This is a genomic window from Maribrevibacterium harenarium (genome assembly GCF_006385675.1).
Lineage (GTDB): Bacteria > Pseudomonadota > Gammaproteobacteria > Pseudomonadales > Marinomonadaceae > Marinomonas > Marinomonas harenarium.
Genome location: NZ_VFRR01000082.1, coordinates 1 through 4,533, shown reverse-complemented (window position 1 = coordinate 4,533; position 4,533 = coordinate 1). Strand labels below are relative to the sequence as shown.

Sequence of the window (4,533 nt, the reverse complement as noted above, 5' to 3'; positions counted from 1 at the left end):
AGCCCGACGAGCTACCAGGCTGCTCCATCCCGCGTCATGTAAACTATTGATATAGCTGATAAATTTTCTTGAACTAGAAGAGAGTTATGTGACCAACTAAGTGCTAATTGGTTGCGGGAGCCGGATCTTCGGGTTATGAGGGCTATTTTTGTAGTGTACTTTATTTTACCCAAATAAATGCATGCCATATCATATAAACTATATTCATATAAATCAATAACTTAAATTTTAAAAAATTTCTGAATCACCCCCACCAAGCTCTACACAACTAAATCCATTTGAAATTTTTTAAGCTTTTGAAGCATCATTTCGGTCACAGATTTCGGCTAAAATGAAGTCACTAACTCCCCTTTCAAGGGGACCTTCGGCATCAATTTGTAGCCAATTTCGAGGCTTCACAACTCTCTTTGCACACATACTCTCTTAGTACTACTTAAGTACCCAAAGCCACCACTACAGCTTGGCTTTTAAAGCCCAGCTTGGTTACACTGATTAGGCATTTAAAGCTCTGTAGATTTGACGACAGATAACAATCTTCTTCGGGGCAAGTTGGTTGCGAGTGCTGGTAGTGAGCAATACGCTGTAAACTTAGGACGGGGTATGACTAGCTAGTTGATAGAGATGAGTAACTTCTTTTTTGCCCTAGAAATGAAACAGCTCTCAGGACGAGAGCTGTTGTTTGGGTTACCATGATGCTTCACTTCAGTATAGAAGATATTTCAATGACCTAGTAATTTCTTCTCCCATATTTGGTAAGGTTTCTTCTCATGCATTAGGTCTAGAAAATACCCGCATAGGAGCACGTCGTCCCGACACATGAACTCAGTTAGAAAGATACACACCTCCTCTTCCTTCTTACCGACTAATGATTTACTAAGTTTTTCCCAAGCGCATGAAGAGAGGCTCTCCGGTAATTGATCAAGGATATTGGCGCAGTAATCTCGCATACACGCCGTCGGTAGTGTGCACACCATCTCCGCAACGGCAGACTTCAAGTTGGCAACATCATTTGTAATTACATTAGCCAGATGATCCGAGACAAAATTGTCAGCCAATGCCCCTTTTTCCTCATACCAAGCAAGATAGAAGAAGTGGCCAAATTTCAACTTTTTAAACGCAACTTCTATTTGAAGGTACTCATTCTCAAAGCGAACAAGCTCGCCAAAGTTCCCTCCCAACAGCCTCACCTCTATAGTCCCTGTGTTTTCAATATCCGCAAAGATGGCCACCCTGACTTTAATATTATTTCCAATGGCCCTGCTACCGACTGCCTTCAACAAGTAGCATCCTTTAAATCTAACTAAACCATTCACATCATGAAGACTTGGCTGTATTGATGATTTTGAGTTAAAGCGCATTGGCCACCTCCAATTTCTCCGCCAAAAGTTTGTCCATAGCACTACCGTCCATACGAGTAAGATTGGGTACATAACGCGAATACACCCTAAAAAGCATCTCGGTGGTAGAGTGTCCCATTTGCATGGCTATCCACTCAGGTGATTCACCAGCAGCCAACCACAATGTTGCTGCAGTGTGGCGAGTTTGATACGGACGTCGCTTTTCTAACCCCAGCCGTTTTAACAAGGGGTACCACACACGCTTGGTGATATTATTGTGATCCATCGCTTCACCGTAACGATTACAAAATACAAACTTACCAAAACGTAGCGATCTCAATCTTTGTCTCTTGAAGGCCTCATATACGGGCTGGCTCATGTGTATGTCGCGAATAGATGACTCTGTTTTAGTCAGATCCTCCTCTCCAGCAACAACAGTCTCGCGAATTTTTATGATGCGGCTAGTTAAGTCTACGTATTTCCATTTCAAGCCATCGATCTCACCGGTGCGCATACCAGTGAAAAAGCGGATAAGGTAATAGTCTCGATAATCTTCCCGTACCTGATCTAAGATCAAATTTACTTCATTAAAAGTGAACGGCTGGACATCTGACTTTTGCGACTTAAGTGGCTTGATTCGAATATAGGGCGTGATAAAGTTAAATTCCTCGGCGGCATCCTCGAAAATGCGTTTCAATGGATCCATGATCTTATTGATACGAGTGTTCGTCAGACTCTCTCTTCCATTTCGTCCAGGCACTTTGGCGAGGGCAGAACGAAATTTTAAGAGATCATTACGGGTGATGTCGCCGATCTTGGTTTCACCAAAAAACGGCAAGTAGTGTTTCTTGATGATGTTCTCAATATTCACGGTATGAGATTTACGCCAGGCAATTTTGTTGCGCTCAAACCATTCAAGAACGAACTTTTCAACAGCGGGATAACTCTCTGGTTTCGCAAGTTCGACCATTCTAGTGGGTCATGTAGCTCCAGCTCCTTCTCAGAAAATTTTTGCACGTATTTGCTATCTGGGAAGTGTTTCGCATAACGAAACGTGCCAGCCAGCATTTCTGCTTCAATTGTCACGAGTAGCTTTTCTAAACGACGTCGATTTGCAATCGTATTTTTAAAACTCGTCTGCTCTCGACAGCGCGTATTCATATAACGGAAATCCAAATAGAGCGTATTGCTCTCTTTTCGAATGCTAACACTAGCCATTTTTACTCCTCCTCTAATGCGGTAGCTAAAGCAATTGTGTCATCTGATTGGGATAGCATGTCTTGTTCAATCGTTTCCCAAATAAACAAGATTTTGCGTCGGTTAAATGGGCGAATGTAATGACGTCCTTCGAATAGACAGCTATCTAAAAGCTCATTTCTGATGGTGCGTGGGTTGTAGTGGATTCTATCCGCTAGCTGTTCTGTGGTAAGGTATGTGTTCATATACAACCTCAATAGTTAGTATTTAGGAATGTTTGTAACGATATCTAAACAACAATTACATACTAGCCATGGTTTTTGTTCACGTCAACACTAATTTGTATCTATTTATATACAAGAGAGGTATTCATGCTCCGATTTCGGATAAAAGAGCTAATTTCTGATAAATCATTTCGAGAGGGACGGCGCGTGACCATGACATTGGTAGCCGAAGAGAGTGGTGTGAATAGAGTGTCACTTTCAAAGATGGCAAATCAAAAAGGATTTAGTACCGTCACATCCAATTTGGATTTACTCTGTGCTTACTTTAATTGCTCGATTGCAGATTTAGTTGAGTACATCCCTGAGCAAGCGGAAGATAAGTAGAATTTAGAGTCAGTTGAAGCCAATGAAATACGATCCTTTAATCGAACGAAAGCTCCCGTTGTGTTCCAATGGCATCAATTGACTCGCCTGAAATCACCTAAGCATATAAGAAATTCTTATTAGTCATTATTTTCACTTACTATCATAGCCAGCTTTTGGGCTGTAAAATCGGGCTTTGGGGACTCATGCATTTACGATCAAAGCGCATACTCGATTAGGATCGGCTGGAGCTACTTTCTTTGCGAAAGCACAACCCAACGCCCGCCTTTTTTAGGGCCGCGAAACTCCAATCGCCCTTCTTTTTTGAGCTTTCCAACCGCTCTTTCGACGGTGCTTTTTACACGACCAATACGCGCAGAAAGCTCAGACAAAGTAAGAGTTGGGTCTTCTTCAAGCATCAGCAATATCTGATCGGTAGTCTTCAATGGTTTTTCTACCCGCATTTCTACCTGCGTTTCTACCCGCATTTCAGTAGTCTTCAATGGTTTTTCTACCCGCATTTTTGCCCCTACCTGAATAGCCTCGTTAAGCGCTTCATTCATCGATGACAACAAAAATTCAATAAACGCAGTACAGTCACACTTAGAATCCGCCTCCCGAAGAGCTGAATAATATTCATTCTGTTTGGCCTTTATGACCGTTTCGACAGGCAAGTATGAGAGCATTGAATTCCATTTACTTAGGATGAGTGTTTGCCAAAATCGCCCCATTCTCCCATTCCCGTCACTGAAAGGGTGAATGAACTCAAACTCATAATGGAACGCCGCTGAAGCAATTAACGGATGAGCATCAGTATCCCTGAGCCAACCCAAGAGTTGTATCATTAGACGCGGCACTTGGTTTGCCGGTGGCGCCATATGCACAAGCTTATCGCCTCGGTAAATGCCCGCTCCACCATTTCTCCACTGCCCAGCATCTAGTATCAACCCTCGCATCATATATCCATGAGCTTCGAGGAGATGATCCCCATCTACCTCACTCCAACGATCTAGGTTTTCATACGCTGAAAATGCGTTGTGTACTTCCTGTATTTCCTTAGGTGAACCAAGCACTGTTTTACCATTGATCAGTGCCGTAACCTGCTCAAGTGACAGCGTGTTCTGTTCTACTGCTAGAGACGCTTGAATAGTCCGAATCCGGTTTTCTTTTCGCAGTTCAGGAAATAGTTTGTCTTCAGATGCCGTCCACTTTCCAATCTGTTGAGAGATATCAGACACCAATCTGATCATGGTATGTGTTAGCTGAAATGGGGGGGAATAAGACATGTTTAGCTGCCAATATGAGCTTATTGAGAAGACTGCGTATTTCGGTTTGTCTGGCCACCGATTCCGGTATCATTCAGCCACGCGTTTCGGTGTGATCCGGCCAGTTTGATCTAATCTTCGTTTCCG

At 42.8% G+C, this 4,533-nt stretch carries 6 protein-coding genes; 1 reads left to right on the top strand and 5 read right to left on the bottom strand.

All coding sequences use genetic code 11. The annotated features are described in order from the left end of the window. Positions 1–719: 719 nt before the first annotated feature. Genes FJM67_RS16945 through FJM67_RS16935 form a run of 4 tightly spaced genes read right to left on the bottom strand, consistent with a single transcriptional unit; the run spans position 720 to position 2,779 of the window. Complete coding sequence (locus tag FJM67_RS16945) at positions 720–1,358, bottom strand: hypothetical protein (protein ID WP_140591862.1); 639 nt, start codon at positions 1,356–1,358, stop codon at positions 720–722. Next, positions 1,348–2,307 (bottom strand): tyrosine-type recombinase/integrase, encoded by a 960-nt coding sequence (locus FJM67_RS16940; protein ID WP_219846045.1) that lies wholly within the window; start codon positions 2,305–2,307, stop codon positions 1,348–1,350. The genes FJM67_RS16945 and FJM67_RS16940 overlap by 11 nt, the downstream gene beginning before the upstream one ends. After that, positions 2,205–2,498 carry an Arm DNA-binding domain-containing protein gene (locus tag FJM67_RS17705; protein ID WP_235890098.1) on the bottom strand — a complete coding sequence of 98 codons (294 nt, stop codon included), beginning with the start codon at positions 2,496–2,498 and terminating at the stop codon, positions 2,205–2,207. The genes FJM67_RS16940 and FJM67_RS17705 overlap by 103 nt, the downstream gene beginning before the upstream one ends. 59 nt (positions 2,499–2,557) lie before the next feature. Continuing rightward, the gene (locus tag FJM67_RS16935; RefSeq protein ID WP_140591860.1) at positions 2,558–2,779 is read right to left on the bottom strand and encodes a hypothetical protein; all 222 of its coding nucleotides are present in this window, start codon (positions 2,777–2,779) and stop codon (positions 2,558–2,560) included. Between the two features lie 192 nt (positions 2,780–2,971). Between FJM67_RS16935 and FJM67_RS16930 the strand changes: the two genes are divergently transcribed. After that, positions 2,972–3,142: a helix-turn-helix domain-containing protein gene (locus FJM67_RS16930; RefSeq protein ID WP_219846040.1), complete on the top strand. Its 171-nt coding sequence runs from the start codon at positions 2,972–2,974 to the stop codon at positions 3,140–3,142. 230 nt (positions 3,143–3,372) lie between these two features. Here the strand turns inward: FJM67_RS16930 and FJM67_RS16925 are convergent, their stop codons facing one another. Then, on the bottom strand, positions 3,373–4,359 hold the full coding sequence (locus tag FJM67_RS16925) for a Fic family protein (RefSeq protein WP_235890097.1): 987 nt from the start codon (positions 4,357–4,359) through the stop codon (positions 3,373–3,375). Positions 4,360–4,533: the final 174 nt, after the last annotated feature.